Origin of the sequence: Candidatus Colwellia aromaticivorans, from assembly GCF_003333305.1 — a bacterium.
Classification (GTDB): Bacteria; Pseudomonadota; Gammaproteobacteria; order Enterobacterales; family Alteromonadaceae; genus Colwellia; species Colwellia aromaticivorans.
On sequence record NZ_QOLD01000063.1, the window covers coordinates 1 to 24,091 of the forward strand.

The following is a 24,091-nucleotide window of genomic DNA, read 5'->3' on the forward strand; positions in this document are numbered from 1 at the left end:
AGCTTTTGCGTTCACTTAGACTCATATTGCAGCTCCCGAAAGTTCGGTTACATTAATTATGAGTCAACGATAGTTTTTAGGACTGACCTTGAAACAGCTAGGGTTACATTTAATGTGAGTCAATTCGATTGCCATAAATAGCTTGGTGAAAGTTAATCAATCTATTGATAATCGACTATACTGAAAGGGCAGTTGAATTATAAATTACAGGAGCAGACCATGTTTTTGAAAAATAGGAACAACGGCGATATGATTGATATTAGCAGGATTCGAGATCTTACTAATTTATATCACGATAAAGTAGTAGGCTGCTATCAATCCGGAGAGGAATTACAAGATCCGCAAGAGTTCAATAAGTCTGAACTTGTCTTTCTTTCGGGGGAAGATTTACCTAGGTGTTGGACAGACCCCAAGTATCGGGTGCATGGTTAATCATGAATGTTCAATTGTTGGTAACTCATACTGATTTTTGTTTACCTAATCTCGAATGTGAATTACAAAATGCGGGTATCAATTATCGCATAACTTATATAGAAGATAATCCAGATTTAGTGGCAACTTATCACCTTCGACATTCACCTAATATATTTGTGAATAATAAATTAGTGTTTAGGCATCAACCAAGTCAGGCTGAGCTAGAAGCATATTTCCATGGATAATGGATAAATACTACCATGGCTTGCTTTACTCATATTGCCTTACATGTTCAAGATGTTGATAAATGTGTAGACTTTTATCAACAATACGCAGGATTAATCTTGGTTCGTGAACGTCAAGTTAATGGAAAACATATTATTTGGTTAGCTGAACCCGGTAAAGAATCATGCTTTATTTTTGTTATTTTACCGGGCGGTCCAGGACATCAACAAGCTGACAATGACTTCTCACATTTGGGGTTTGCATTATCAGATAAAAAGCGGGTAGATGTTATTGCGAAAAAAGCAGCACAAGCCGGTATTTTATTATGGTCCCCTAAACAAGAGCCTTTTCCCGTTGGTTATTATTGCGGTGTTTTAGATCCTGATGGTAATCGTGTGGAATTTAGCTACGGGCAACCCTTAGGAGATAATGCTCTCGAACGGGAGGAATAAGCTAACATACTTATCGATTTTTAATGATAAAATATTACTTCCAACGTAACTATTCACCTTCACAGGCTTTAAAAATATCAGGTAGTTGCTTTTCAAACAATAAGTTCAGTGCATGACTTGCGGTTACTTGTTGTTTCCTACAACTTGAAATGTAACTTCTTAGTAGGCAAAACATTTGAGCGCCGTTCATACTTCTAAAGCAGCCTGATATCTTTTGATGCACTTTCGTCATGCGAATATCATTTTCACCTTGATTGTTGGTAAATGGCACACTTTCATCCACCATAAAGCGAAGAACATCCTCTTGATATTTTCTCAATCTTTCGAGTAGTGCTCTAGATTTTGTTCTTTTTAACCGGCCTCGCTGGCCTTTTTTTCGACTATTTTTATCCGGTGGTGGACATTCTATGTCGCCTTGAGTAAGTATTGCCCTATATCGCTTTATATACTGCTGCTTGGCTGCTTTATCAAGTTTAGCTTCCTCTCTTTTTGCTTTGTTTATTTCTTTTAGTAACCCCTCTAACGCTTTTGCCCATGCAATACCATCTTGCTCATGTGCGCGTGTTAATTCTCTAATGTGGTGAGCATTACATAATGAATGCGCACATTGCGTATATTGATAATAGGGTTTCCAATGGTCATGGCATGACACGCCGATAAAATGAGGAATTATATTGATGTCATCCATGGCTATTTATCCCCTTAGGAAATTTTCCCACAAAACGTTTTCCTTGAGCATTTTCTAAAATCTGTGCTTGGTACTCTGTCACCACTTTACTGATGTCTATATTTCCAACCTGTCGTTTAATGACCCCTACATCACGATATTTACCTCGAGGTAAACTCTTCCTATCAACTAAAATAACGTTAACGGCATCGGGCGTGTCTGTTTGGAGCAGGGTTTTGCCTTCTCGACCTTCTTGTCCACCTGATTTCTTATCTGATTTTTCTTTACTTTGTTTTTTCGGTTAACGTCTTGCGAAGGAGGAATACTGCTGTTTTGACTATTAAGGCTCAGTTTATTCGCGAGTAACACAACGACACCAATATCAGCTCTATCGGCATTTTTAATGCAGGAGTGAGGGCTTTATCTTCTTGTAGTTGAGCTTTAGTTTTCTCAACGACTTCGTGGATATTGATGTTGTTTAAGTTCATTAAAATGAGGTAAATTAAGTGATTGTGCTAGTCTGATCCCCTTTTTAGGATCGGTCAACAGTTCAAAATAGGATCGTGAAAATAAATTGAAAAAAAGTATTTTTTTATTGAAATTATCGAATTGTGTTCTACAGTTATTGTTGTTGGTAACAACAAAAGGAGCAGGATGCTTTTTTAGGACACTTCAGGGATAAAGTAGCGCAACGAGGATGTTGCATTAAGGATAAATAAAACAGGGAATGTTATTCATGGAAAATACCTCCCTGCTTTACTTTTTAACTTCTTTTTCTAGACCACCTGAATAATAACCATTATTAGTGTTAATAGCTGATGATTTTTAACGAGAATATAGAGGTAGACTTGTACTTGATTAAATTCCTATAAGGCCTATGGAGTAGTGCTTACAGAGACATAAAACTTTTGAAATTACTGAGTAAAATCACAGTAATAAAGATGGTACCCGGAGCCGGACTTGAACCGGCACGCTTTTCGGCGAGGGATTTTAAATCCCTTGTGTCTACCAATTCCACCACCCGGGCATTATATCAATTAGATATGGGGTAAGTTTTTTTTATAGTAGGACATTGGTAACCTACTTTTGTTCTATTTAACGCTAACACATAAATTTGGAGCGGCTAACGAGACTCGAACTCGTGACATTCACGTTGGCAACGTGATGCTCTACCAGCTGAGCTACAGCCGCTTCATTAGAGCTTTAAAAACATTAAACAAATTTGGAGCGGCTAACGAGACTCGAACTCGTGACATTCACGTTGGCAACGTGATGCTCTACCAGCTGAGCTACAGCCGCTTCATATATGTTTACTGTTTAGGAAAAATCCCTAACTTAATTTTTCACTTTCATTTCGTTAAAAATGAGCGCGAATTTTAGCGTATAAATCGTCTTTTAACAACCACTAACACACTATTTTTACTCTCAACTTTCTGTTGATGAAATGGTACCCGGAGCCGGACTTGAACCGGCACGCTTTTCGGCGAGGGATTTTAAATCCCTTGTGTCTACCAATTCCACCACCCGGGCAAAATGGAGGCGGATACCAGAATCGAACTGGTGTACACGGATTTGCAATCCGCTGCATAGCCACTCTGCCAACCCGCCATTTTATCAACACGAGTTGAGTGATTTCATTTGTGGAATAATCCTAACCACAGTAAAACCTATTCTACTAAATATATTGGAGCGGCTAACGAGACTCGAACTCGTGACATTCACGTTGGCAACGTGATGCTCTACCAGCTGAGCTACAGCCGCTTAATACATTTTGTAGTTTTGAAACGTCTAGTTAGATTACTCTTCCCAGTTGCTTCAACGCTGACTCCCTGTCAACGAAAACGCATTCTACATCGTATTACGTTACAGTCAACTATTAAATTCCTTTTTTATTTCGACTGCTCAAAAAGCAGCTTGTTTGGTGCTTTTTTTTACTTTAAATCGTCATTACTAACACTTTTATGAAAAATATGACGTTTGTAATTAAAGTCTATTAATTTTTACTGGCTATGTATTTGCTTTTAGCTCTGGCCATGCGGCTTTAAAGTAATCAATTAACGTTGAAATAGTCAAAATGGTCGCAATAAAATAGAACGCATAAGAAGCATAATTTAAAATCACGTGTGGAAAATAAAAGTAAACTAGCGGTATATCGTAATCAGGCCGCCATATTAAGCCCATAATCCCTAACATTTGCGCTGCAGTTTTATACTTGCCCATATTAGAAACGGCAATAACATCGCGTTTACCACGAGAAGACATAAACTCTCTTAAGGCGCTAATGAATACTTCACGAGCGATCATGATGATAGCAGGAATAGCCACCAACCAGGTTTGATAATCATGCACTATCATAACAAGCGCAGCGACAACCATAAGCTTATCTGCCACGGGATCAATAAACGCACCAAACGCTGAAGATTGATTTAACTTCCTCGCTAGGTAACCATCTAATATATCACTAACAGCTGCCAGCCAAAAAATGGCAAACGCACCAAAGTGACTCCATGATAGCGGTAAATAGAAGATAATCAGAAAAATGGGGATCAGTATGATCCGAAATAAGGTTATTTGATTAGGTAATGTCCACATAGTCTCTTACTTTTACAACAAGCTTGATATTAAGCATTTGCATTTTATCTTAAGCATTTGCATTTTATTCTACACAGGTTAAGTAACTAGATATAGCTACTTATCATGCAAAACATCATAAATTTTTTTCGCTAGCGCTCTACTAATGCCAGGTACTTTTTCTAACTCAGTAAGATCAGCATTTTTTACTTCTTGCATGCCACCTAAAAAAGTTAGTAAGGCTTGGCGCTTTTTAGCACCAATGCCTTCAATGTTTTCAAGTACTGATTTTTTACTCGCTTTTTGTCTTTTCGCTCTATGGCCTGTAATGGCAAAACGGTGTGATTCATCACGAATATGTTGTACTAAATGTAGTGCAGGTGATGTAGCAGGAAGTGATATTAATTGGTGAGAACCTGCTAAAATGAGTGTTTCTAACCCCGGTTTACGTGACTCTCCTTTAGCAACACCGACAAGTAAGGGTACTCTATCTAAACCTTGCTTAGCAGTTAACTCAGCAAAAAAATCTTCTGCTTTTGCTAATTGACCTTTACCGCCATCAATAAATACAATATCAGGTAGTTTTTTTAACGACTCGGTATCTTGTGCTGTAAGCTTGCCATAACGTTTATTTAACGCAAAAGCCATTGCAGCATAATCATCACCCGGTGTTATACCATAAACATTATAGCGGCGATAATCTGATTTCATCGGCCCTTCTTGATTAAAAACCACGTTTGAAGCAATTGTTTGTTGGCCCATTGTATGACTAATATCAAAACACTCTATGCGGTTAATACCATTGGATAGCTCAAACACTTCGTTTAAGGCAACAAAGCGTGCTTGCATTGACTCTTTATGACTATTTCGAGTAACTAATGCCGTTTGGGCATTGGTTGTGGCAAGTTTTAAATACTGCCGACGCTCTGAACGACTGTTAGTTGAAATTTTCACGTCATGTTCAGCCTGCTTTGAAAGTAAAGAAGCAAGTTCATTTATTTGCTCAAAGCTATGCATGGCAACAATTTCCTTAGGAATATTACCTTCGCTTATCCCCTCACCTAAAGCACTCCCTAGGTAATGTTGTCCAATAAAGGCTTGGATAATATCTTCATCACTGGTTTCACTTGGCACAACAGGAAAGTAACTTTTACTGCCTAATATTTTATGGTCACGAATCATAAGTAAATGAACACAGGTTTGAGATTTAACGCGATATAAACCAATAACATCCATTTCAGCAGCAATACCACTAACATATTGTTGTTGCTGAACTTTACGCAACGTGGTGATTTGATCACGACATTTAGCGGCAAGTTCAAAATTTAATTGAGCACTAGCCAACTCCATACGCGTCACTAATTGCTCAATAACCATTGAGCTTTTACCTTTGAGAAATAATTTAGCTAAAGAAACTTGTTGTTCGTAGTCTTCAAGTGATACTTCATCGACACAAGGGGCTAAACAACGCCCTAACTGGTGTTGCAAGCAAGGACGTGACCTCGCTCTATAGTAACTGTCTTCACACTGACGAATGGGAAAAATTTTCTGCATTAACCGTAAACTTTCCCACACGGCTCCTACGCTAGGGTATGGGCCAAAATAATCACCTTTAATGCGCTTTCCACCACGGTGCAAACCTAATTTAGGGTGCTTGTGATCAGTAATTAATAAGTAAGGGTAAGACTTATCATCTCGCAGTAATATGTTGTATTTGGGCTGATATTTTTTAATATAATTATTTTCAAGGATTAACGCCTCCCCTTCCGTATGAGTGACGGTAACATCAATAGCGCAGATTTGTTTAACAAGTGCTCGAGTTTTAACGGAGCCAACATCTTGACGAAAATAACTAGCAAGGCGCTTTTTAAGTTGTTTAGCTTTTCCAACATAGATAACCGTTTGTTCATGGTTATACATGCGATATACACCCGCCTGTTCAGTAACAGCGTTTAAAAAGGCTTCATAGTCAAAGTTGGAGGGTTGCTCAGTATTATTAGTGCCAGACAAAATTATAACTTTTCTGTGTGTATCATACCGTGGCGAATAGCCATGTGGGTTAATTCAACATCATTACTCACGGCTAGTTTTTCAAACATACGATAACGGTAACTATTAATCGTTTTAGTACTTAGATGCAAATGCACCGATATATCAGGTACCTTTTCACCCCGAGTGATCATTAACATGATTTGAAGTTCTCGATCCGACAATGAATTGAAAGGGTTTTCTTCTGCTGATTTAAACTGGCTTAGTGCCATTTGTTGGGCAATTTTCGCAGGCAAATAACGTTGGCCACTGTTTACCGCTCTTATCGCATTAACCATTTCATTTGGTGCCGTTCCCTTTGTTAAATAGCCTGCAGCCCCTATTTGCATAACTTTTGTTGGGAATGGCTCTTCTGTATGCACAGTGAGTACGATAATTTTTGCATCTGGCGTAAAACGTAAAATCTTTTTAGTTGCTTCTAAACCACCCATACCAGGCATGTCCATATCCATTAAAATAACATCGGGTTCAGTGTGGCGACAAAACTTTATTGCTTCTTCGCCAGTTTCACATTCATTAATAACGTTAAAGCCTTTCACTTCAGTCAATATTTTACTAATACCCGTTCTTACTAATTCATGATCATCAACTAATAATATATTTATCAATCTAACTTGCCTTAAATTACTTAATAGTGCTTATTGTAAGCGTAGAGTCAAAAAACTGTACCTATTATTAATAGGTTGGAGAGTGTAATAAAAACTATATTTGCTCAATAGTTTTCAGCTATAACAACACTATCGCTTATAATTCATTATTTTTTAACCAGCTATTTAATAGCCCTATTTGGCCATTTTTATATGCCGCATAAGTTAAACGCACAGCATTACTTAAAATAACGCTGTCAGACCAATTAGTTTGTTCTGAGATTAATTTGTAGCATACTTTAGCTTCTGGTGACAAATAACCACGCATCTCTTGTTTACCACGCTCTTTTTGCCGTTCACGGTATTTTTTCTGCTTTTCGGCATTGGTCATCGCCTTTTTTTTATTTTTTACCTGTTCATCCATCTTATTCTCAATGCATTTAGTCTAGTGTCTACTTGCTATTAGGCACTATGTTACTCTGCCCGTTTAATTTTGCAATACGCTCTTTGGCTATACTTGCAAAAGAAAATTTGATTTTTATCATAAAAATGACCATTTTTTTACTGTTCGGTGTTGTTTAGTGTACAAGTGTTCGCTAAAGTAACGCCGTAGATATTTATCAGATGATTTTTATTAGGTCACTATTTAAGTGATTTATTAATAAATAGTTTTTATTAGCTGACTTTAATAGGCAATACAGTTATGGCAATGGCACAACAAAATTCATACAGCAAAGAAGATTTGATCAAAGCGGGTACTGGCGAAATGTTTGGAGAAGGTAACTCTCAGCTTCCTTCGGATAACATGTTAATGATGGATCGCATACTTACTATAACCGAAGAAGGTGGTGAGCATGGTAAAGGTTACCTTATTGCTGAGTTAGATATTAATCCAGATTTGTGGTTCTTTGATTGCCACTTTAAAGGAGACCCAGTAATGCCAGGTTGTTTAGGACTAGATGCCATGTGGCAGTTAGTTGGTTTTTTCTTAGCATGGACTGGCGGTCCAGGTCGAGGTCGTGCTTTAGGTGTGGGTGAAGTTAAATTTACTGGCCAAGTTTTACCTACAGCCAAAAAGGTTACCTTTAGAATAGACTTTAAGCGAGTTATTAAGCGTAAACTATACATGGGTCTTGCCGATGGCAGCGTAAGCGTTGATGGTCGTGAGATTTATACTGCTAAAGATTTAAAAGTAGGATTATTTACTGATACGTCAAAGTTCTAGTAAACGATAAGCCTTGAAAATATAAACCCAGCAAATGCTGGGCTTATTTTATTTTCTAAACACTAATAAATAATTCACTTTGTTGATTATTTAATATTTGTTTATTTATATAGACCTTGCTGTCTATCTTCTATGGCTTCACGCCAACCACCTAACCATTGTGATTTGATAACGGTACTTTGGTAAGGGCAATGTTCTTTAGAACGTCCAGATATACCTGCTTGGTAACCTCGTGTATGAGCCCTATCTTGGCGGTCTCGTTTTTGCCTATTCATCATTAATTCACGCTCCTTTCATTATCATTCTCACTCTAAAACTTAGTTAATGAACAGCAAAAATACAACATTGAAACGGTAGTATTTATCAAAAATTAATTAACCTTTTGATTGATGAAGATTTTTAATTTTAATTAAAAACTAAAAAAGCACCGGAAAGGTGCTTTTTAATAAATACTCACTAAATAAAAAGTTTATTTCATCAATTTACGACGTAAACCAAACAATGATATGAGAGCAAACAAAGAACCAAAGCCAAAACCTGCTCCTTTACGTATAACTTTACCTTCTTCTTCTGCGGTACATATTTCACCATCATCACCACCAGGGATAAGTTCAAGGCTAATAGCACGAACCACATCTTCAGTTTCACCATCTATTGCTATACCTTTAGCATCAAAACGAGCAACCTTTACAATCGCAGTAGCAGAAATCATACCGGTATCATTAATACCGCGAGCCTCAATAATATCGTATGTTAAGCGCTCTGAACATGGAATAAGCTTATTCAAATTGCTAAAGGCCTTAGCTTCCATGTCATAAACAAATGCAGCCGTTCTTCGAGGGTTTTGAGGACTTTCATTGTGAGTTTCAATTTCGCCCTCACCAACCATCAAACCAGCATTATTTATCGCACGAACAGTACTGTCTGAACCAGCAAAGAAGTCATCTGGATATATCATCTCAATTTCTGTTTTAGGTACCGTAGTATCAACATAAAAAAACTTTTGCACTACCTTACCGTTTATTGCTTTAGTAAGATGCCCTACCGCAATACCTGCATCATTTATATCATAAGCGCGAGAACTCGCTTTATTGGCGTGATCACCTGACAGGTCAATAACTTCTCCATTTTTATAAACAACAGCATAGTGATATAGACTACTTTGACTGACCGATGGGCTTGTTTCTGTTTCATCATCCCAACCATCAGCATAACCAACCGCAACACCATCGGCATTAACTGCTAGTGCATAACTTGAATGTGGGCGTTCATCATCTGGATGAGGCTCAACTAACAACCCTAATTGTTCAACAACAGGGTTATCATTTGGATCTAATGTCGCTTTAAGCGCCATGGTATGATAAACCGAAACTGTTGACTGTAACTGGGCTTGCGCTACACAAGCGTCAAAAGGTAAGTCTTTTAATACGTCTGGATCTGCACAACCACCAGAATCATCTTCAATTACATCTATATAAGCCTGAGTTAATTTATAACTACTAAAGCCAACCGCAATACCCGCTTCATTAACATCTAAAACAGCCGATTCACCACCACCATATTCTGTTTCTAAAGGGACTACTTGATGTACTTGTGCACCTTGATCATAAGAGAAAAAGCCTCGTATGCCATATTCTCTAAGCCAAAAAGTATGCTCTTCCCCATCTGAATCTATATAAACATCTTCTGGTAAGTAAGGCGCTGTCGCCGTTCCATACGAAATTCCACCATTGGTAATACCACTTACAATATCGATGGTTGAACGAGTTAAATCAGTTGTAGAATCAAATGTTTCATCCCACAAATTATAATCTTCTGTAACGCCACCAACATTAGTCATGGCAATAGTATCACCGACCTTTTGATACTCAATATCAAGCCCTTTGCCAGTTCTAGTGTCTTGTAACCAGCGAACTACCCAAGCTAAATCATTTGCAGTAGGATTTCCTGCTTTTAACGCATCAAAGTCTTCAATATCATTTAATGCATGCACGCTTGCAAAGCTAAACAAGGCATAATTTCGTATTTCAGTAAAATCATCTTCATCTAAATACTGAAATTGCACAGGAAAGTTATAAAGGCTAGTACCTGATATCGCCATATCACCAGAAGAATTTTGGTGCTGAGCATAAGTGTACTTTAGCTTACTCGCTTCACCTGTATTTTTTATTTTGTAAGTAGCAGCATTTACATTATGAATAAAACTTATGCTTAGCGCACTGCTAACGCTTAAAGCGATTATATTTTTTACTATTTTGCTCATTTTACTACTTAACTCTTTTTTATTTATTGTCGGAGAAAGTTCCAACCCATATTTATTAAAGTTCATCTAGCTCTTGCCATCTTGTGTACACAAGGTCGAGTTTTGACTCGTTTTCGCCAAGCTGGTTCAATATATTTTTAGTATATTGTTCATCTTTGCTAAAAAAATCGCTTTGATTGACTTGTTCTTGTAAATCAGCAATTTTATTTTCTAGGCTATCTATTATTTCAGGTAGTTCAGCTAGCTCTTTAGTTTCTTTAAAAGATAGCTTTTTTTTGGCAATCTTTGCGATTTCTTTTTTCGCTGATTCTGTTTTACTTTGCAGCGTTACTTTTTTATGTTCAGCAGCAATCTGTTGCTGACGCTGCTCTTCTTTTAACGCTAAATAGCTATCAACATCATCATAGCCACCCACTATTTGATTAATACGCCCTGTGCCATCAAAATAAAGACAAGTATTTACACAGTTATTAACAAAGTCACGATCATGGCTGACTAAAATAACCGTTCCTGAATAATTTGCAACTACTTCTTCCAGTAGCTCTAACGTTTCTATGTCTAAATCATTGGTTGGTTCATCAAGAATCAGTAAATTACTCGGACGTAAAAATAATCGAGCCAATAATAAACGATTTTTTTCACCACCTGATAATGCTTTAACGGGTGTACGTGCGCGTTTAGGGCTAAATAGAAAATCTTGTAAATAACCTAAAACATGACGAGATCTTCCATTTACCATCACTTCTTGCTTACCTTCACCAACAATCTCTTGCACAGTTAGGTTCAAATCTAATGCTTCACGATGTTGATCAAAATAGGCTACCTCTAAGTTAACCCCTGAGCGCATCTCACCACTAGTCTGCTTAAGCTTTTCCATAATAAGCTTAATTAAGGTTGATTTACCTGTACCGTTAGCGCCAATGAATGCTAAGCGATCATTGCGTGTAATCAGTAGATTAAGTTTTTCAATGATTACCTTGTCATCAAAAGCAACGGTCACATCTTTTGCTTCAAACACTAACTTACCTGAACGATCACCTTGAGTAATATTCATCGTGCTTTGATTACGCACTTCACGGCGGGCTGTTCGCTCTAAACGTAATTTTTCTAATGATCTTACTCTGCCTTCATTACGGGTACGACGTGCTTTTATTCCTTGTCGAATCCAAACTTCTTCTTCAGCAAGGCGTTTATCAAATAAGGCATTTTGTTGTTCTTCAACTTGTAGATCATGCTGTTTTTGCTCGATATACAGATCATAATCACCGGGATAACTTTTCAGTTGACCGCGGTCAAGGTCTAAAATACGCGTTGATAAGCCGCGAATAAACGCCCTATCATGACTAATAAAAATAATGGTACCTGCAAAGTCTTTTAAAAATTTCTCTAGCCATAAAACACTGGCGATATCTAGATGGTTAGTCGGCTCATCTAATAATAAAATATCAGGATTAGTCACCAACGATTTAGCCAATGCTACTTTACGCAACCAACCACCAGATAAATCTGAAATTTTAGCATCACCATCTAACGATAAGGTGCTCATTACTTGCTCAATGCGTTGCTCGTCTTGCCAAGCATTGGCTTGTTCTAATTCATCTTGCACATTCGCTAACTTGTTAAGGTTTCTCTCACTAGGATCTTCACCAATTAAGTGAATTAAACTATGATAACGACTAATGAGATCAGCATTTTCTTTTACCCCTTGGGCAACATAGTCAAATACATTAACATCAGAAGATTCTGGCGGATCTTGCTCTAGCATTGCCATTAACATGGTGCTAGATTTTAATATCTGACCATCATCTAGGTTTTGAAAGCCCATTAAGACTTTCATCAAAGTAGACTTGCCCGCACCATTACGACCAACTAAACAGATACGTTCACCTGTTTGTATACTTAAATCTGCTTTATCTAAAATTTTATCTGTTCCAAAGGCTAATTCGCCATTGGCTATTCTTAATAATTCCATCGGTTATTTAAACTCGCTTTTTATAAATTTGCTGTAGCTAATTCGCTATTAACTGGGCAACTTGCTCTGCTGTAAAAGGCCAAAATAGCTTTTTATTTTCGCAAAGAGTATTACCTAGTTTTTCTAATACTGGGATGTGTACACCATAGAGTTCAACTAAACTTTTAGTCTCATGGGCAACATTTGGTTGATCAACAATATCGATTTCACTTAATTGTTCATGTGTTAATACGGTTAAGCAAATAGCCAATGCTTGCTCACACAAATGACAACCGTCACTGCCGTATAAAATAAACTTTTTCGTTATCATACTACTTGTTACCATGCTAAAGATTCACTGTGCTTTATTTTAGAACTCTGTCTATTTTCTCGTAATAGACCAGCTATTATGAATATGTTTGTTACGGGCGAAATCTTTATCTCGCGTAATATCAGACATTGCCTGTGCTTTTACACCGAGTGCTTCCATCGCATCAAAGTCCATTTTGAAATTACGCTTATTATTAGTGAAAAATATTTCACCATCTGGCGCTAATGATTTCAAGGCATCGGTAATTAATGCCACGTGATCACGTTGTACATCAAAACTGTCTTCCATACGTTTGGAGTTGGAAAAGGTTGGTGGATCAATAAAAACGATATCAAAGGCTGTGGTATTCTTTTTCAGCCAATCTAAGCAGTCAGCTTGAATAAATTGATATTTATGGCCATTAAGTTTGTTTAAAGCAAAGTTGTCTTGTGCCCAATTAAGGTAAGTATTAGACATATCAACGGTTGTTATTGAACTTGCCCCATGTAAAGCGGCTTGCACTGACACCGAGCCGGTATAAGCAAATAGGTTTAATAAGCTTTTGTTTTTTGATTTTTTAGCAACTATTTGTCGCGTTTTACGGTGATCTAAGAATAAACCGGTATCAAGGTAGTCCCACAAGTTAATTTTAAACAATGCACCATGTTCATTCACCGTGATCGATTGTTTAGATTTATCAACACGTTGGTATTGATTCTTACCAGTTTGCTTAGCACGCGTTTTTAATATCACTTTGTCCGTTGGTACTTGTAGTACTTTTGGCGCCCAATAAAGCACTTCTTGCAAGCGCTTAGTCGCTTTTTGCTCCTCAATAGTTTTCGGTGCGGCATATTCTTGAATAACTAAATAATCACCATAAATATCAATAGCAACATTGTATTCAGGAATATCCGCATCGTATAAACGATAACAGTCAATCTGGTTTGATTTAAGCCAACCTTTTAATGATTTAATATTTTTCTTTAAGCGGTTTGCAAAGTCGCTATCTTCTTCAGCAAATGAGGATTGTGGATTAACTGCATCTTTTGCTAACTGCTTTTGATCGACATTATATAACGCAAATTGACAATCTAACGGACCATTTTTAAATTTATAACGCTTAAAACTTGATAATTTAAGCATGGCAAGCAGTTCAACATTAGATGTTAATATCGCCACGCGCCAATCGATAAATTGACTTTTAAGCTTTTGACCAAACAATACAAAATTTTCAACAAGCTCTGGCAATTCACCTATGCGCTCACCATAAGGAGGATTAAACAGAATAGTACCCGAATGCCCGTAAGCATTTTTCATGTCATTCGTATTTTGACACTTAAACTCAATAAAGCGTTGTACGTTCGCATTACGAGTGTTTTGCTGTGCTGTGTTGATAACACGCGCATCTATATCAATACCAAAAACTTTCAAACTACTATTTTGAGCATCATGTAAAGCAGTTGCTGAATCGTTTTTCGCTTTATTTAATTGGCCTTGCCATAAGTCTTCATCATGCTTTAACCACGATTCAAAACCCCATGACGCTCGATGAATACTTGGCGCTTGTTTAGTCGCCATAGCAACCGCTTCAATCAAAATAGTACCTGAGCCACACATAGGATCAACTAAGGGCTTACTCGTATCGGCTAACCAGCCAGAGCGTATAATAAGTGCAGCGGCTAAGTTTTCTTTTAATGGTGCAGCACCACTGTGCTCACGATAACCCCGCTGGAATAACCCTCGACCAGAAAAATCTAAATAAATACTGACATGGTCTCTGAGTAAACGCGCTTGGAAGCTTATTTGTGGTGACTTTTTATCGACATTAGGTCGCTCAAAGCCTTGCTCTCTAAATTGATCAACAATAGCATCTTTTATAGTTAAACCACCAAATTGGCTATTACGAATTTCTTCACTGTAGCCGACAAAGTCAATAGCAAACGTAGTTTCACTAGTAAAGTGTTCAAGCCAGTTTATAGAACTCGCTGCCTTAAATAGCTGATCTTTGTTTAGTGCTTCGCCTTCACCAAGTTTTAACATCACTCGTGTCGCTAAGCGTGTCCATACACTAATTTTATAACCCAGCGCCAATGAAGCACTAAAATAAACCCCTTCTGGTTTTTGTACTACCTGTTCACCGCCAAGGTTTTTTATCTCATCAGCGAGTAAAACCTCAATACCTGGCGAGGTTAAGGCTAAAAATGATTGCATGTGTTCTTGCATTTCTTGCATCGTTTAATCCTAAAAATTGTTCCCAAGGAACAGATGGCGGCAATTATAACCAAACTATGGTCACACATAAACAAAAGTTGAATATTGTTAAAATAACACTGATCAAACAGCCTGTAATTTGGGCATAACGCATGACATTTAAGCGAACAAATATTTAATTGAAAAAACCGCTTGCTTTATATCGATGCTATCCTTACTATACGCATCGATTTCAAGGAGACATTCTTTGGGGTTATTCTTACAATTGAATTAAAACTATTGTGACTTACCTAAGTAATTAGGTCATTCGGACGCGGGATGGAGCAGTCTGGTAGCTCGTCGGGCTCATAACCCGAAGGTCGTAGGTTCAAATCCTGCTCCCGCAACCAATCCATTGAAATTCATAAAGTTTTTTATTAAATATTTATTTTTCAATAATTCCCTAATAACCGGAATTAAAATCGTTATTGGCTTCTTACTTTCTTAAAAAAAGTAAGTCATTCGGACGCGGGATGGAGCAGTCTGGTAGCTCGTCGGGCTCATAACCCGAAGGTCGTAGGTTCAAATCCTGCTCCCGCAACCAATATTAAGGTCGTAGGTTCACTTTCCATAAATAAAGTGCTCCCACAACCAATTCTTTTAGAATGAATTAAAACTTCTAAGACTTTGTTTTATATTCTCTTTATAAAACTCATTCGGACGCGGGATGGAGCAGTCTGGTAGCTCGTCGGGCTCATAACCCGAAGGTCGTAGGTTCAAATCCTGCTCCCGCAACCAATTCAAATCACCTTCAAATTTTCTCAAGATAGCACCTACATCTCAAATCTGTGTCATTTTCGTGACAAAATTAATAACACTGAAATATTATCAAATTTCTTATAGTATTTAACTCTGTAGAAGAAACCTACGAAGATCTCGTTCTTGCCGCATGACATGTAAGATATAAACCTTGTCGCTATCCACTTTATAAAAAATACGACAAGGATTAACATTAACTTCACGATAATTTAAGTTAATTAACTCCAGTGGTCTTTTACCCGATTCTGAGTGACTTTCTAACCTGGATATTGTATCAAATATTTTTTGAGTCAACTTTTTAGCCGATGAAATATTACTCAAAGCGATATATTCAGCTATATCATTTAAATCATCGAGAGCTGGTGACGTCCATATTACTTCAGCCATTTGCTCATTTTCTCTTTTGCTTCTTGATTTGAGAATGTATTGCCATTTTTAATTGCTTGCTCACCGCGTGCTACGCCCTCAAGAATAGCCATTCGCTGTTGCATGAACTCATAATCTTCCACATCAACTAAATAAGCAGATGGTTGACCATGCTCAGTAATTAATATGGGTTCTTTGGAGATGTGGAGATCTGCTAAAATTTTGGTAGCTTGACGTTTAAGGGTCGTAACCAGTTCAACTCTCATGATAACTCCAATAGATAATCAAATAATGTATCACAATAGTATCACATAAACTCGAGGTTATAACTATACGCTAACCGCCACAATAAGCGGCAAATAGTAGTTGGTTAAAATAAGCGACGAAGGAGCAAAAACCAACTGTTATTTGTCCTTTTAAGTGACTTATTATATTTCTTATACCATAATATATTATATATAGGTACTAACGAGGTTTTCAATTATGGCTAAAAATACAAGTGTTACACTAGGAGATCATTTTGATCAGTTTATAAAACAACAACTTAACACTGGTCGTTATGGCTCAGCAAGTGAAATTGTTAGAGCCGGATTAAGAGCGTTAGAAGATCAAGAAGCTAAGCTTTTAAATTTACGTAATATGCTAATCCAAGGCGAACAAAGCGGTGTTGCTGAGTACACCTATGAAAGCTTATTGACTGAATTAGATAAAGATAACCATTAATGAATAAGTTTGTATTATCTTCGAAAGCCAAAACAGATTTAATTAAAATAGCTAAATATACTCAAATAACTTGGGGAGCTCCTCAGCGAAATGATTACCTAAAAGTATTAGATAATACGTTTCATTTATTAGCCGAGGATCCAGAGCTAGGTATTAACTGTGATTACATTAGAGAAGGCTACAGCAAATACCCACAAGTCAGCCATGTGATTTATTACAAAGAATATAAAAACAACCAGATCTTTATAGTGCGAATATTGTACAAAAGTATGGATGTTAACTCCGCACTCTAGAAAAATATAACGCCGCCATAACCGGCAGCCGTGCGCGAAGCGCGATTTAGGCTGTCTAGTGGCGATGGTTGATGGCCTTGTTATATTTTGTTTGCAATAATTTCCACAGGTGAAATATAGCCTTCTGTAATATTATGGATCATGTTTTTAATTTTTACGGCGGTACTTTCTTGCATCAGTGTGTGTAATCCGAGAGGTGGCGGGCCACCACTAGCTTCTGTTTTTTCACGTAGAGCTTTAAAAAACTCAAGGGCGAAGTCACGACGATTATTTTCCTTTAAAACCTCAAATCCGGCTTTTTCTAATGCTTGTTTATACTGGCTTGGTGCGACTAAATGACTGGTACTTTCATCTGTCGCCCATGGAACAGGATAAATTAGTTCGCCATCATTTTCTTGCATCACATCGTAGACCCCCAATAATGCTCCTGGTTTTAATACTCTATATATTTCTGTAAAAAGCTGATCCTTGTTTTCAATATTCATTCCAACATGCAGCATAAAGGCACCATCGAATGATTTATCCTGAAAAGGCATGGATAGCGCACTGCCTTGGTGCAAGCTTACATTGTTATCTAGATCAACCCATCTGCTTAGAACGTTGCCAGTTTTAATGTATTCATCAGTTAAATCAATTCCTGTAACGAGATTACTGTATTTATTTGAAATATAGCGTGAAGCACCACCTAGGCCGCAGCCTACATCAAGTAAGTGCTCTTTTTCGGAAAAATTTAACTGACTTAAAAAATTCTCAGTTGCTTGTCGGCCGCCAATATGAAACTCATCAATAGGAGCAAGGTCTTCAATCGTTATGGTGTCAGTTGTTTTTCCTAACTTAGGCAGAGCTGCTTGAATCGCTTTTAGCAAATCTCCGTGTACGTAATGTTCAGATACAGCTTTATCACTAGACATATTCATATCTCCCTGAAGAACTCATTTAAAAATACCGCCTCACTAAGAGGCAAATGATAGTTGGTTAAAATAGGCGACGAAGGAGCAAAAACCAACTGTTATTTGTCCTTTTGAGTGACTTGTTATGTGCCAACGCGCTATACTGTACCAATTAACGTACATGAACACTTTGGAGTTACACATGGATGCTATAAGTTATACAGCCGCTAGAGCAAATTTAGCAAATACAATGGCGCATGTCTGTAATGATCACGCACCAATTATTATTACACGTAAAAGTGAAGATCCCGTTGTTATGATGTCGTTAGAAGATTATAACGCCATGCAAGAAACTACATATTTACTAAGATCTCCTGCAAATGCTAGAAGCCTTTTAGAATCCATTGCCGAACTTGAAGCAGGTAACGGAACTGAAAGAGACCTTATTGAATGAAATTAACATTTGCCACAAAAGCTTGGGAGCAATACCTTTATTGGCAAACCACCGATAAAAAAATACTTAAACGTATTAATTTACTCATTAAAGATATCCAGAGAATACCTCACGAAGGTATCGGTAAACCAGAGCCTTTAAAGCATGGATTATCTGGATATTGGTCTCGACGAATAAACGACGAACATCGGATTGTTTATAAGTATCAAGATAATACGATACTAATTGCTCAGCTCCGATACCATTACGGCACATAACGAGCCTGTAGAATAACTCGTTTTTATTAAAATTTTATAATGAAAATACTCTAACCATATTAATTTCTTTTAACAATCAAAAACGTTTACGTTTTTGGCGATTTTTGTTTTTAATCTTTGATAAAACATAATATTGGTGTTTTTACTATCGGCTTCGCTAACATGCGGTGAGTAGGAGTTATCGCGGCTTGAGCCTTGGTGGTTAATGCAGGCTATTTCTTAACTTCTCTATATTATGCACTAAACAATACATCTGCCATTGCGCATTCACTTTGTCTTGTCCTCGTAAAGTGAACTTATTCATGCCTTTATTTACCGTGATATTGCCAAATACAGGTTCAATAGCACCTAGCCTTTTACTGTATTGTCGTCGTCCTATAGGGCTATCTATTTTAACTTTCATTCTATCGCTATAACTGATGATACTTTTTGACTGCTGTAGAAACTGTACTTGTCTACCTGTTGCTTTTGGCTTATTCCTCATACATTGAGTTCGCAATGAACACACACGACAGTCTTTTAAATATCCCGTAAATCGACTGTACCTTTTCCCAGCTGTTTCGATGTATGAACTTTGTAACCACATTCGTTTCCCCGCAGGACAAATGCATGTATTGGTGGTTAAATCAAAATAAAAATCCTCACGAGCAAATAATATCGGTCTCCCCTTACTGCGCTTTAATCGCCGTTTTTCTTGCTCGGTATGATACGTTTCACTACTTTTAAATAACGGATTTCGACTTCTAAATTTAGTATCAGCAATATAACTATCTAATCCTGTGGTTGATAAGTATTTAAGGTTATCTTCACTGTGAAAGCCACTGTCAGCGGTAAACTTTACCTTTTGGAGTGTGTCGGGTGTACCGAGTTTTTTCAGTTGATTATTGAGCTGTTCTATTGCAGGTTTCAGCGTTTGTTGCTCACCCCCGCTTCCCCATGTTTGCGCTTGTAAAATGACTTGGCATTTATCATCGTCGATCGCTATTCCGTTATATCCTTGAATAGTTCTTTTTGACGTGGTCATTTTAGCACTATCGGGATCCGTGATATTACTCTTAACGGGCTTGCCTCGATTACCTATTTTTTCTTGGTTGGTTGCAAGGAACTGCTTGATTTTTTCAGCGCTGCTATCGAGTTTGGCTTTTTGCTTAAGGTCGTGACTAACCTCATCTTCACTCAACGTATCTTGGGCTTGGTGTCTGGCTAATATCCGTTGGCTGGCCCTGCGCAACTTAGCTTCTTTACGCGTTAACTCCTCAATAGTGCCACTCCACTCTTTACTCGCATTTGACTTAATCTTACAGCCATCAATCGCAAACATGTTGCGACCAATCAAGCCTTCTCTATCGCAAATCATTAACACTTGAGTAAAAAAAGGTTCAATCTGTGTTTTCATCCGAGCAACAAATGAGGCAATGGAGGTGTAATGAGGTTGCACGTCACCCGACAAACTCATGAAGGTAATATTGGTTTCACAAGCATTAGCAATACGACGACTGTTAATCAACCCTCGTGAGTAGGCAAACAAGATTATTTTAAGCATCACCGCAGGTGAATAGGCGGCTGCGCCGCCTTTGTCATTGTTAAACCACTCATCAAATCCAGATAAATCGAGATGATTCTCGATAATATGCGCAAGCGCATATTCAAATGTTCCAGGTATTATCTGTTGTGAAAAATCAACGGGAATGAACTTACTTTGGCAGGATAAATCAGGTTTGTAGTTCGCCATGACAAGTTTACTGTTGGTGAATAATAACTATTAGATCACAAACAAGATCACAAACAAGATCACAAACAAGATCACAAACAAGATCACAAACAAGATCACGGTACAAGGTTAAAAAACAAACAGCTGAAAAATAATAAAAGGAACATCGAAAATGTTCCTTTTTGGAGAAATTCTACAGCATCAACGCCTCATTAATGGGCAAAAAATTGTCCACTAAAACGGGGGAACTCTATAGCTTTATTAATAGACGTTGTTATATGATGAATTAATCATAAATCGCAGGCGACAAAAGAGATGTGTATAAAGCATAATGCAAAGTGTGATTGCTTTAAGTGAAATAAAGAGATGTTGGTTGGCAGGAGGTGGCAATTGTCACTTGTTAAATACTACTTTTACTTTTGAAGTTTGCGCGGTAAACTTCAACAAAAGCAAAGCAAATGAAATAAGAATATTATGATACCAATAAAAATTAAATATGCCTCTGCACTTTTAAGTTGCCTGCTATTGCCCGCATGTTCAATGCTTGAGATTCACCAACTACATGATAAAGCTAAGGTTGTGAAACTCTTTGATGATTATGAACAAGTAAAGGGTTGTCGCTATATCGGTGAGATAGTTGGCTCTGAAGGCTCATGGTATAACTACTTATTTATCTCTAATAAAGAACTAACCCTTGCCAGTATTAATGATCTAAAAAACCAAGCCAATGCAATAGGCGCTAACAATATTCATGTTCACTACAATTTAAGCTTCAATACGTCTGTTACTTTCTTGGCTCAGGCATACCATTGTAAATAATTGTCATCTATTGGCTAGTCTCCATAATAACTAATTAAGCTAAACGCTATACCAGCCTCTCTTCTGAAGTTATTCAGTTGATTAAATTCAATAAACGGCTCTACTTCAAAGTACATCCATGATTTATATATAAGGTTTCTATAACGAGTTGAAACATAATAGCTTTCATTTGAGATATCTTCTTTATTATTACTTTTAATATATTGAACGCCGCTGACGAGTAGCTGATTTTTTCCTATAGGTTTAATATGATAAAAACCAATTTTTCGTCTAGATCTAGCTTCAGATTGAACTTTTTGCCAAGTTGCGGATAAAGAAAAGTAACTTTCTTCAAGCGGATAAATAGCTACAGCTTTTACGCTTGGCCCCCAGCCATCTTGTAGAAAATAATCTAACCGAGGTTGAAAATTTAACTTAACCTGTTTAATCTGCCAGTTATATTGTATTTCACTGCGAAGATATAACTGTTTTCGGCTTACACCTACCCTATTTTTAACCTGTCGTTTATGGCTAAACTGTTTAATGTATTGAAAAGCGACATTAATCCCGTCTTGATTGCTATCAAGATAATTAGATTCATAATCTAATAACAGCTCGTCTTCGTCGTCATTATCAATAACTAGAGCAAGCCTTTCATTCCATTGTGGTAAATTCAAAGCGACTTTAAAGTTAACATCAGTATTATCTAAATCTGAGGTGCGCGGTAACCAAGACAATTGTAAATAGCCATTTGCAGAGGCGGCGTCATTATATTTGGAATTATTATCTATAGAATTGGCACCCGAGGTATCATCACCAATATTATCTAACCATGAAGCGGTATTTTGCATCATGGTATTGAGCCTATTTTGCAGAAAATCGGCTTTGGGCAACGCTTTATCAGTTGGCGTTTTTTCTTCTGACAGGGATGCAAAAGAGATTAATAAACACAAACAGCCAACAAGTAATTTCATCCGTTAGAACACTTAACTACTAAAAACATTGTTATGGCACTGCAGGTAAAGTGTATTGACGTTACTGCCACCATTTACATTACCATAAAAGTCAGAGCTGCCAAAAATTCCTGAACGATGATGTACTGACCAACCAAAGTAACATTCTTTCAACTTAGGCACTTGAAAAACATCACCGAGACTAACATCAATGCTCCAATCTATATAATTGAGAAATTTAGACGCAGAACGGTTTTTGGCTTCAACATGCTCTCCTTCAACAAAAGGCACTTTAGCCGCGTACGATACCCCTTCAGCTAGACCTATACGTGTTTTCACCTTGTGAGACCAAGGGAATTTAGAAAAATAGGCCTTAAACCCTAAAACATATTCATTAAAGTCATCTTGTAGACCTTTTTCAAAGCGCCTAACATAACCACCAGTAACGTAAGCTTCAAGTGGTAACCACATAAAATTATCGGCTATTTTTTTACCAACAAAAACACTTGCTAAGCCGGTACCTCTTTCTTCAGGTTTAAACATATTTTGAAAACGCACAAGTTGATTAAACGTTGTTTCGGTATGCCGACCCGCAGCGACTCGCCAATACCATTCACCCATAGTTAAATCTTTAGCAATACTGCCATTAACATAAGGATTGTCTTGGTAATCATTAAACTCATAGCGATAGGTAGCAAAACTACTAAACTGACCATTATCAACGACAATTGGGCTATTGATTTTAGTTGAGTCTAGTTCTGAATATTGCATGTTAAAACCAACATAATGGTGCTGAGCAAACTGATAACTCATATCAATACCATAACGCATTTCAAATGAGCTACCAGTAGTATATTCGGCTCTATCTTGTGTGGCTTCATCGGCGTTAACACCAAAATAGTAATTGCTTAGTTTTTGATCTTCATAGGTTAACCCTATCCAAGGTCTAATACGGTAGTTACCATGAGTAAATAACTTACCCCACCGTAAATCCACATCCCAGCCATCTGAGGTATTACTAATATCACTACCAATATCTAGGGTGAAATTACCAAAAGAGGTTTGACGTGTTATGGCAAAGCGCCCATCGATGCCATCATCTCGGTCCATACCATCAAGTTCTTCACCATCCTCTTCATTAAAACCAGCAAAGCGATATGAGGCATAAGCGCCAATTAGCCAGTCTGAAGATTGATATAAGTGAAACCCAGTACGTGTACCATCGATAAAAAAGGTTTCGCCGTTATAGGTAATAAGCGGTAATAAATCATCAACATCATCCTTTCCTACATAAGGAAAAGTGCCATTTCTAAACCCCATCCCTATAGACCAATTACCGTCACCTGGGGTAAGGTGGATTTGTGTTACATCACGTGCTGCAAAAGCTGGCACACTTAAAATCCAAATGGCAGCGATGAAGGCTATTAGCTGCATAATCCGATAAATCATTATTCAATCCTTTTTTCTGCTACCTCAATACGAAAAGGGTATCACGACTCCCATTTAAAGTTAATATATCACTAGTTATTACGAGTAATAGCCCTATTTTCTAATGCTTCAATTCTCGCTTCTATCGGTGGGTGTGAAGACCATAAGTGACTTAAGCCCTGCTTGGCTTTTTCACCGATGCCAAATGCGGCCATTTGCTCAGGAAGTGCTTCAGGTTCTTTTTGTGCTAAATGCTTTAACGCATTGATCATATTTTGATGTCCGGCTAAATCAGCGCCACCCGTATCGGCGACAAACTCACGTTTTCTTGAAAAGTACATTACAATAGTACTAGCAAGTATTGATAACCGGCGTTTTTCAAGGCAGTTGTCGCCTAAATTGTTAAGCAGCTTCTTTGTGCTGCTCTGGATTTAACTCCACAGCGCCTATTGGCTGCCAGTTTCTCTCTTTTTTTGACCATCGCTCAGGATGTTC

General features: G+C 37.5%; 24 protein-coding genes, 9 tRNA genes and 1 pseudogene. 11 read left to right on the plus strand and 23 right to left on the minus strand.

Going from position 1 to position 24,091, the window contains the following annotated elements; all coding sequences use genetic code 11:
- Window positions 1-398: 398 nt before the first annotated feature.
- Window positions 399-659 carry a hypothetical protein gene (locus DWA31_RS09385; RefSeq protein ID WP_245942567.1) on the plus strand — a complete coding sequence of 87 codons (261 nt, stop codon included), beginning with the start codon at window positions 399-401 and terminating at the stop codon, window positions 657-659.
- Between the two features lie 15 nt (window positions 660-674).
- The gene (locus tag DWA31_RS09390; RefSeq protein WP_114326342.1) at window positions 675-1,091 is read left to right on the plus strand and encodes a VOC family protein; all 417 of its coding nucleotides are present in this window, start codon (window positions 675-677) and stop codon (window positions 1,089-1,091) included.
- Window positions 1,092-1,140: 49 nt separating this feature from the next.
- Here DWA31_RS09390 and DWA31_RS09395 read toward each other — a convergent pair.
- The 11 genes and pseudogenes from DWA31_RS09395 to DWA31_RS09445 all read right to left on the minus strand — a co-directional run bounded on the left by DWA31_RS09395 (window position 1,141) and on the right by DWA31_RS09445 (window position 7,389).
- Window positions 1,141-2,246: pseudogene (locus DWA31_RS09395) on the minus strand (IS66 family transposase).
- Between the two features lie 454 nt (window positions 2,247-2,700).
- Window positions 2,701-2,785: transfer RNA gene (locus tag DWA31_RS09400), tRNA-Leu, on the minus strand.
- An 88-nt stretch (window positions 2,786-2,873) separates the two neighbouring features.
- A tRNA-Gly gene (locus DWA31_RS09405) sits at window positions 2,874-2,949 on the minus strand.
- Window positions 2,950-2,981: 32 nt separating this feature from the next.
- Window positions 2,982-3,057, minus strand: a tRNA-Gly gene (locus DWA31_RS09410).
- Between the two features lie 146 nt (window positions 3,058-3,203).
- Window positions 3,204-3,288 (minus strand) — tRNA-Leu (locus DWA31_RS09415).
- 4 nt (window positions 3,289-3,292) lie between these two features.
- A tRNA-Cys gene (locus DWA31_RS09420) sits at window positions 3,293-3,366 on the minus strand.
- 77 nt (window positions 3,367-3,443) lie between these two features.
- A tRNA-Gly gene (locus DWA31_RS09425) sits at window positions 3,444-3,519 on the minus strand.
- A gap of 246 nt (window positions 3,520-3,765) precedes the next feature.
- Entirely contained in the window at window positions 3,766-4,350 is a 585-nt protein-coding gene (gene pgsA / locus DWA31_RS09430; protein WP_114326343.1) for a CDP-diacylglycerol--glycerol-3-phosphate 3-phosphatidyltransferase, read from the minus strand.
- Window positions 4,351-4,446: 96 nt separating this feature from the next.
- Complete coding sequence (gene uvrC / locus DWA31_RS09435) at window positions 4,447-6,339, minus strand: excinuclease ABC subunit UvrC (RefSeq protein ID WP_114326344.1); 1,893 nt, start codon at window positions 6,337-6,339, stop codon at window positions 4,447-4,449.
- A gap of 2 nt (window positions 6,340-6,341) precedes the next feature.
- The gene (uvrY, locus tag DWA31_RS09440; RefSeq protein ID WP_114326345.1) at window positions 6,342-6,986 is read right to left on the minus strand and encodes a UvrY/SirA/GacA family response regulator transcription factor; all 645 of its coding nucleotides are present in this window, start codon (window positions 6,984-6,986) and stop codon (window positions 6,342-6,344) included.
- A 136-nt stretch (window positions 6,987-7,122) separates the two neighbouring features.
- Window positions 7,123-7,389, minus strand: a complete 267-nt coding sequence (locus DWA31_RS09445; protein ID WP_114326346.1) for a hypothetical protein — start codon at window positions 7,387-7,389, stop codon at window positions 7,123-7,125.
- A gap of 285 nt (window positions 7,390-7,674) precedes the next feature.
- On the opposite strand from DWA31_RS09445, the gene fabA reads away from it, so the two are divergent.
- Complete coding sequence (fabA, locus tag DWA31_RS09450; RefSeq protein ID WP_114326359.1) at window positions 7,675-8,190, plus strand: bifunctional 3-hydroxydecanoyl-ACP dehydratase/trans-2-decenoyl-ACP isomerase; 516 nt, start codon at window positions 7,675-7,677, stop codon at window positions 8,188-8,190.
- Window positions 8,191-8,291: 101 nt separating this feature from the next.
- On the opposite strand, the gene rmf is transcribed toward fabA, so the two are convergent.
- The 5 genes from rmf to rlmKL form a co-directional block, all read right to left on the minus strand.
- The gene (rmf, locus tag DWA31_RS09455; RefSeq protein ID WP_114326360.1) at window positions 8,292-8,465 is read right to left on the minus strand and encodes a ribosome modulation factor; all 174 of its coding nucleotides are present in this window, start codon (window positions 8,463-8,465) and stop codon (window positions 8,292-8,294) included.
- 194 nt (window positions 8,466-8,659) lie between these two features.
- Window positions 8,660-10,453, minus strand: coding sequence for a DUF3466 family protein (locus DWA31_RS09460; protein WP_114326361.1), 1,794 nt, complete (start codon window positions 10,451-10,453; stop codon window positions 8,660-8,662).
- Between the two features lie 55 nt (window positions 10,454-10,508).
- Window positions 10,509-12,425 (minus strand): ATP-binding cassette ATPase Uup, encoded by a 1,917-nt coding sequence (uup, locus tag DWA31_RS09465; protein WP_114326347.1) that lies wholly within the window; start codon window positions 12,423-12,425, stop codon window positions 10,509-10,511.
- Between the two features lie 37 nt (window positions 12,426-12,462).
- Window positions 12,463-12,735 carry a glutaredoxin family protein gene (locus DWA31_RS09470; RefSeq protein WP_114326348.1) on the minus strand — a complete coding sequence of 91 codons (273 nt, stop codon included), beginning with the start codon at window positions 12,733-12,735 and terminating at the stop codon, window positions 12,463-12,465.
- A gap of 51 nt (window positions 12,736-12,786) precedes the next feature.
- Window positions 12,787-14,925, minus strand: coding sequence for a bifunctional 23S rRNA (guanine(2069)-N(7))-methyltransferase RlmK/23S rRNA (guanine(2445)-N(2))-methyltransferase RlmL (gene rlmKL, locus DWA31_RS09475; RefSeq protein WP_168427322.1), 2,139 nt, complete (start codon window positions 14,923-14,925; stop codon window positions 12,787-12,789).
- A gap of 312 nt (window positions 14,926-15,237) precedes the next feature.
- Between rlmKL and DWA31_RS09480 the strand changes: the two genes are divergently transcribed.
- The 3 genes from DWA31_RS09480 to DWA31_RS09490 all read left to right on the plus strand — a co-directional run bounded on the left by DWA31_RS09480 (window position 15,238) and on the right by DWA31_RS09490 (window position 15,702).
- A tRNA-Met gene (locus DWA31_RS09480) sits at window positions 15,238-15,314 on the plus strand.
- Between the two features lie 117 nt (window positions 15,315-15,431).
- Window positions 15,432-15,508, plus strand: a tRNA-Met gene (locus tag DWA31_RS09485).
- Window positions 15,509-15,625: 117 nt separating this feature from the next.
- A tRNA-Met gene (locus tag DWA31_RS09490) sits at window positions 15,626-15,702 on the plus strand.
- Window positions 15,703-15,810: 108 nt separating this feature from the next.
- On the opposite strand, the gene DWA31_RS09495 is transcribed toward DWA31_RS09490, so the two are convergent.
- Both DWA31_RS09495 and DWA31_RS09500 read right to left on the minus strand, forming a co-directional pair.
- A complete protein-coding gene (locus DWA31_RS09495; RefSeq protein ID WP_114326349.1) occupies window positions 15,811-16,110 on the minus strand; it encodes a type II toxin-antitoxin system RelE/ParE family toxin in 300 nt (99 codons plus the stop codon).
- Complete coding sequence (locus DWA31_RS09500; RefSeq protein ID WP_114326350.1) at window positions 16,098-16,355, minus strand: type II toxin-antitoxin system Phd/YefM family antitoxin; 258 nt, start codon at window positions 16,353-16,355, stop codon at window positions 16,098-16,100. The genes DWA31_RS09495 and DWA31_RS09500 overlap by 13 nt, the downstream gene beginning before the upstream one ends.
- A gap of 217 nt (window positions 16,356-16,572) precedes the next feature.
- Between DWA31_RS09500 and DWA31_RS09505 the strand changes: the two genes are divergently transcribed.
- Both DWA31_RS09505 and DWA31_RS09510 read left to right on the plus strand, forming a co-directional pair.
- Window positions 16,573-16,812, plus strand: a complete 240-nt coding sequence (locus tag DWA31_RS09505; protein ID WP_114326351.1) for a type II toxin-antitoxin system ParD family antitoxin — start codon at window positions 16,573-16,575, stop codon at window positions 16,810-16,812.
- Window positions 16,812-17,105, plus strand: coding sequence for a type II toxin-antitoxin system RelE/ParE family toxin (locus DWA31_RS09510; protein ID WP_114326352.1), 294 nt, complete (start codon window positions 16,812-16,814; stop codon window positions 17,103-17,105). Before DWA31_RS09505 ends, DWA31_RS09510 begins: the two co-directional genes overlap by 1 nt.
- An 80-nt stretch (window positions 17,106-17,185) precedes the next feature.
- Here DWA31_RS09510 and DWA31_RS09515 read toward each other — a convergent pair whose 3' ends face one another.
- Window positions 17,186-18,016, minus strand: coding sequence for a class I SAM-dependent methyltransferase (locus tag DWA31_RS09515; RefSeq protein ID WP_114326353.1), 831 nt, complete (start codon window positions 18,014-18,016; stop codon window positions 17,186-17,188).
- A gap of 181 nt (window positions 18,017-18,197) precedes the next feature.
- Here DWA31_RS09515 and DWA31_RS09520 point away from each other — a divergent pair, with 181 nt between their 5' ends.
- Entirely contained in the window at window positions 18,198-18,449 is a 252-nt protein-coding gene (locus tag DWA31_RS09520; RefSeq protein ID WP_114326354.1) for a type II toxin-antitoxin system Phd/YefM family antitoxin, read from the plus strand.
- Window positions 18,446-18,706 (plus strand): Txe/YoeB family addiction module toxin, encoded by a 261-nt coding sequence (locus tag DWA31_RS09525; protein WP_114326355.1) that lies wholly within the window; start codon window positions 18,446-18,448, stop codon window positions 18,704-18,706. Before DWA31_RS09520 ends, DWA31_RS09525 begins: the two co-directional genes overlap by 4 nt.
- Window positions 18,707-18,908: 202 nt before the next feature.
- On the opposite strand, the gene DWA31_RS09530 is transcribed toward DWA31_RS09525, so the two are convergent.
- Entirely contained in the window at window positions 18,909-20,438 is a 1,530-nt protein-coding gene (locus DWA31_RS09530) for a transposase (protein WP_114326356.1), read from the minus strand.
- Between the two features lie 453 nt (window positions 20,439-20,891).
- Here DWA31_RS09530 and DWA31_RS09535 point away from each other — a divergent pair, with 453 nt between their 5' ends.
- Complete coding sequence (locus tag DWA31_RS09535) at window positions 20,892-21,236, plus strand: DUF4156 domain-containing protein (protein WP_245942569.1); 345 nt, start codon at window positions 20,892-20,894, stop codon at window positions 21,234-21,236.
- Window positions 21,237-21,250: 14 nt separating this feature from the next.
- On the opposite strand, the gene DWA31_RS09540 is transcribed toward DWA31_RS09535, so the two are convergent.
- The 3 genes from DWA31_RS09540 to DWA31_RS09550 form a co-directional block, all read right to left on the minus strand.
- Window positions 21,251-22,189 carry a hypothetical protein gene (locus tag DWA31_RS09540; RefSeq protein WP_114326357.1) on the minus strand — a complete coding sequence of 313 codons (939 nt, stop codon included), beginning with the start codon at window positions 22,187-22,189 and terminating at the stop codon, window positions 21,251-21,253.
- 12 nt (window positions 22,190-22,201) lie between these two features.
- Entirely contained in the window at window positions 22,202-23,617 is a 1,416-nt protein-coding gene (locus DWA31_RS09545; protein ID WP_114326358.1) for a MipA/OmpV family protein, read from the minus strand.
- Window positions 23,618-23,688: 71 nt separating this feature from the next.
- A complete protein-coding gene (locus tag DWA31_RS09550; protein WP_342766955.1) occupies window positions 23,689-24,027 on the minus strand; it encodes a M48 family metalloprotease in 339 nt (112 codons plus the stop codon).
- Window positions 24,028-24,091 lie beyond the last annotated feature (64 nt).